This window comes from Pseudoalteromonas sp. SR45-5 (genome assembly GCF_014163565.1).
Lineage (GTDB): Bacteria > Pseudomonadota > Gammaproteobacteria > Enterobacterales > Alteromonadaceae > Pseudoalteromonas > Pseudoalteromonas distincta.
The window spans coordinates 1-5,210 of record NZ_JACJDN010000271.1 but is presented as its reverse complement, the minus strand read 5'-3'; the positions used below and the strand labels follow the sequence as shown (position 1 = coordinate 5,210).

The 5,210-nt window shown below is 37.1% G+C and carries 2 protein-coding genes and 1 pseudogene; 1 reads left to right on the top strand and 2 read right to left on the bottom strand.

What is annotated here, in order from left to right; genetic code table 11:
- Positions 1 to 163: 163 nt before the first annotated feature.
- Together H5072_RS11235 and H5072_RS11230 are read right to left on the bottom strand one after the other, a co-directional pair.
- Positions 164 to 3,370 carry a TonB-dependent receptor gene (locus H5072_RS11235; RefSeq protein WP_182693562.1) on the bottom strand — a complete coding sequence of 1,069 codons (3,207 nt, stop codon included), beginning with the start codon at positions 3,368 to 3,370 and terminating at the stop codon, positions 164 to 166.
- 167 nt (positions 3,371 to 3,537) lie between these two features.
- On the bottom strand, positions 3,538 to 4,398 hold the full coding sequence (locus H5072_RS11230; protein ID WP_138490386.1) for a S1/P1 nuclease: 861 nt from the start codon (positions 4,396 to 4,398) through the stop codon (positions 3,538 to 3,540).
- A gap of 251 nt (positions 4,399 to 4,649) precedes the next feature.
- Here H5072_RS11230 and H5072_RS11225 point away from each other — a divergent pair.
- Positions 4,650 to 5,210: pseudogene (locus H5072_RS11225) on the top strand (hypothetical protein); the annotation flags it as partial.

Below are 5,210 nucleotides of genomic sequence, written 5' to 3'. Positions count from 1 at the left end.
TATTTGAGTGTTTTTTTTGAGCAATAACTCTATATCGGGGTATATATTACGTGGGCTTTATGACAAACATGTGAAATTGGGGTGTGAAAAAAAAACCCATTACAATTTTGCAATGGGTTTTGTTAACAAATAACTTAATGTGTTATTACTTACCTATTAAGACTTAAAACTTGTAGCTAATACCAACTTTAGCCTGCCAAGCTGATGAGCTAGTTTGGTATTGACTGTAGTTACGAACGTCAGCACCATTAAATTTGCCATCAATTATATAACGACCTTCATCATCTAACCCACCAAAATCATAAACAGCTTGGTCAGAGAAACCTAAGCGTTTTTCAACACCCCAATCACTGTTTAGTAAGTTTGCGAAGTTATCAACCATGAAGTAAACCTCACCGCTGTGACCTTCAGCAAAACCTGGGATTTCTTGTTTGATACTTACATCCATCGTAGTAACCCAAGGTTGAGTACCTGAGTTACGGCCTAAAATTTCACCACGTTCTGAGATACCAGCACGATTTAGAAGCGTTTCTAATTCATTCCAAGATAAGCCAGACTCATCCCAATTTACATTTGGATCATCAGCGCCAGTTGGAATGTAAGCTAGGTAAGCTGAGCTTGAGTAAAAGTCGCGTGTGTCACCTAAGTCACTATCTTGATACATGCCCATAGTGTAGCTAAATGGACGGCCAGAGCGGCGCTCAAAATACACGTTAAACTTAGTTGCATAGCCACTGAAAAATTCAGTGTTATACGCTAGGTTTATTTTAAAGCTGTGCTCTACTTCGTATGAACCACGATCTGCAAAGTCTTCATTGCGGTTACGTGTAATGTTGTATTGGTAGTTACTTTGAGCACGAGAAGATGAACCCGATGAGGCCTCAGTTACGTCTTGGTGTGCATAACTTGCAGAAACATACAGGCCATTTTCAAATTCTTTTGCAATGCCGGTAGAGATAATGATTGAACGTCCATCGTCAGATGAATTAGTCATTGCAATATCAAAGTTATCAGCAAGGTCGCCAGTATAAATACTTTCGTTAATTACACGCTCACCATCAGCAGCAACACCAATTGGGTTTAAAGCAGTGTTATGCCATACAGCTTCGTTTTCTTTTTTATGGTAAGCAATTTCTGCTTGCCATTTGAAGCCTTCGCCAAGTAGTTCTGAGTCAAACTCGTATTCAAAACCAACTTGAGCTCTTATGCTCGATGGAAGCTCAAAATCAGGGTCAACATAGTTTGTGCTACCGGCACCTTGGACTAACGTGTTTTTAATAGCGTCAGGTACTTGCGTAATATCGGCTTGGTTATTGGCGTAATAATCATTAATAGCGCTTTGAGGTGCTTCAACAAATGTAATACCGTCATTTTGGAAAGAGTTATTGTACCAAACGTTTGGAATACCACCTTGGAATCGACCTATACCACCATTAATGGTTAATGCTTCAGTTGCATAATATTTAAAGCCAATACGCGGTAAAATTATATCTAAACCATCAAGATTCTCTTGATTGCTAAAGCCGTAAGTATTTAAAAAGTTTTCGTTTAAAGTTGGTTTATCGTCTGATGATAAACGCTCATAACGAACGCCTGCTGTTACTTCTAAATCATCACCAACATAAAAAGTATCTTCGATATAAAGTGCTAACTGGTTACGTGTCGCATCGTATGCAGTGTCATTTGGGTTATTTGTGTACGCGTTACTGTAAGAAAAGTCGTATGTACCTCTAAAGTTACCCACTTCACGGTTTGCAAAACCTTCGAAGTCATCAAACTCCCAAGAACCTAATGAGTTAGATGCAAATAAGTTATATAAATTTAGCGATTCATACTGCATACCAAAGTTAATTTCGTGCTCATCCATTAAGTAAGTGGCATCGAAAGTAAGCGTTAAGTTTTCAGTCGATGAGCTATTTGCATGGCGGAATTCATCTGTACCAAACTCATAAGCTGGACCACGGAAGTATTCTTCAACTTTCACAAAGCCAATATCAGAGTTAGTCAAGCTTCTTGATGATACATCTTTGTAAGCGATACCAATTTCAGTTGAGAAGTTTTCATTCCAGTCTGAATATAATTTTGTCGCAAAATTATTGAATTTAGTAGCGTAAGTATAACGGCTTGACGCTAAGCTTACTGTACTACCGCCTGTGCCGACATTTGTTTCGTCTTTATCGTCTTGCCATTGGTAAGTGAAATCTAAACGATGATCATCATTAATATTCCAACTTAATTTAACAAGCAATGATTCGTTTGTATCTTTAGGGTCACCACCGAGAGAATCGGTTAAGCCGTATTCATTATTTAAAATATTAATAAATTGGTTGTAGCTTTCTTCTGTTACATCATATTCATTCGTTGCACCAGAGCCTTCAAAACCGTAATCTAAATCAAGTTCACTTGTCCATTTGTTGTAGTTAACAAAGTAAAACAAAGTATCGTCGATTAATGGGCCGCCAACATTAAAGCCATAACGTTTCTCAGTTTGAATTGGTTCTACCTGATCAATAACGTATGTACGGTGTCCATCTTCATCTAAAACCGGGCTACCATCAGCATATACTTGAGAAATACTATCTACATCACCTGCAATATCTGGCGTAGATATTTCATAAAAGCCAGAAAATTTAAACTCATTAGTACCTGATTTTGTTACTGCATTAATGGTACCGCCACCAAAGTTACCTTTAGAGGCTGAGAACGGAGATACATCAACAGAAATTTGCTCAATTGCATCAAGTGCTACAGGTGGTTGCGAAGTAGGGTAGCCACCGTAACTTAAACCAAAGTCATCATTTTGGCCAATACCGTCAACAGTTAAGCCGTTGGTACGCGGGTTACTACCTGCAAACGTTAGCTCACCACTACCATTAATGCTGGCGAGTGGATTTAAACGCGCAATATCTTTAATGTCGCGGTTAAAGCTTGGCATATTTTCAATAGTGTCAGAGCCAAATGTACTGCTAGAGCCACCTGATTGTTGAACAATTTTATAACCAGACACTTCAATCTTTTCGATATTTAGCGGAGCAAGCTGCGAGCTTAAACGGTAAGTTTCACCCAGATTTAGATAGATATTTTCAACAGTTGTATCGTTAAATTTATCAGAATCGATGATAACCATGTAAGGACCACCTACACGTAAGCCATTAGCGATAAACGTACCACTTTCGTTTGTAGTTAGCTCGCTAATAGTTCCCGTTGGTTGGTGAACTACTTTAATTTTAACGTTTGCAGCACTGCCACCTGAAGGCGTCGTAATTTTACCTCGCATTGCAGATGAAGTATCAGCAGCCATTGCGCTTGTAGAAACACCTAGAGCTAAAATTACCGCTCCAGTTAATTTCGAAAGGCGAAGCTTAGTCATAATGTTGATTTCCCGTGTTATTAATGTCAAATTTATAGTTTTAAATATACTTATAAGAACCAAGCTAATGGGCCTTATTAAGTTTTGCAGTATTTAAATTATGTATTGCTTTTTAAGCATATTTCTTTGATTTTACTTTTCTAGTATTACATTAATATGAAATACATCTAGTTAGTTTGCTTCTTTTCAAAAGCTAAAGCTGTTTCTAACTCTTTTGCAGAAGGGTCAAATAAGGCGTTTAATAGTCCAGCTAGTCGAATACCCGCTTGTTGTAGGCGTGTTTTTACAATTGGAGTGTTGTTATAAATGTAGCTGTACCCAACTTCGTCGTTGGTGTACTTATAAATTTTTGTTGCTAAATTGTGTGATTCTTCAACCCAAGTTTTAGGTGAGCTTTGTAAATACTCAGCAATTAATTCGCTGTTATTTGTATCAATAAATTGAGCGTATTCAGTAAACGACAAGTTCTCGTTCTCAACTAACTTTGTATCCCAAAGGCTGTGAAGATTTGTTTCTTCGTTAAAAAATGAAACCTTAATACGGTTACCACCTCTGTCTTCACCTCGACCGGCATGAAAGGGTTGATGACTGTCGCCTACTAAATGCACTAAAAAACGCAAACTGAACTGCTTAGCATCTAAGGTGCTATTTTTATCAGTGAGTGTTTGCATTGAATAGTGAATGCCCTCGAGGATATTACTTACAGATTCTTTGTTTTTAGTATGATCGTGATTGAAGCTGAAAGATTTTCCTGGGGCTGCGTTAATGTAATGCCAACGAGATGATTTCTTTTGCCAAAAGTCGCCAGGAGCAGAGCGCATTTCATCAGGCCAGGTTGATATTTGCGCAAGTGACTCACCATCTAAATAAGGTTTAATTGCTGCTTTAGTAGTTTCGCTTATATGAGATTGTGCAATCTGCCCTACAATACGGTGGCCATTTTGACCCCAAGCGTGTGAGTTAGTGCTTGTGAATATCGCACTAATCAAAAGCGCAGAAGATATCGAGTACTTTATATTGTTATGCATTAAAACTTCCTAAATGAATATTTCATGGGGTTGCTATAAGCTAATGCGGTCAATTGTCCTCATTTTTAATGTTGATAGGAAGGACTTATTAAAATTCATAATTTCTTATTCAATTACCTTTAAAATCAGTCTCTTATATTTAACAGGTAAAATTACTTGTTGTAATAGGTAAGCGAAATTGTTCAAATACACTATATCGTCTATTTTTGGGTGGCATTGCTTTGAATTATAAAAATATTGTGTTGCACAAAATGTTAATTGTTACATTTTTGTTTCTATTGTTGGTCGTTACGTGGGTTTGCGGTCAAGTTAGTGTATACAATGATGATTTACATTTTCCGGTTATGATCGAAACCTCAACAGAGTGTCAAACAACTGCTACAAGTAATAAAGACCAATTAATTGTTTTTACACAATCAAAAAAAATAGCCAAGTTATTAACACAAAAGTTATGCTCTGATAACGTAGTAGCTAAGCAATATGGCTCGGTAAAAGGGTATTGGGGATATAGAACGGCAGATAGCTTTGAGTTTGTTGGTAAAGGAATTGCTGACCTAATTTTGGCTAAAAGTAATATTATGGCTGCATTTAAAGCGGAGTCGACCTATAACTACCAACCCGTAGTTGGTTTTTCTGACTACACGGCTTTTTTTATATCTTCTAAAGAAAAACCTCGAATTACTAAACAATATTTTTTAGATAAACGCATAGGTTTGCTTGATTATCCTACCAGCCGATCAGGGCATATTTTACCAAAGCAAATGTTTAAAGAACTGGATATAAATTTAGCTAATTTGAAAATCACTTATGCT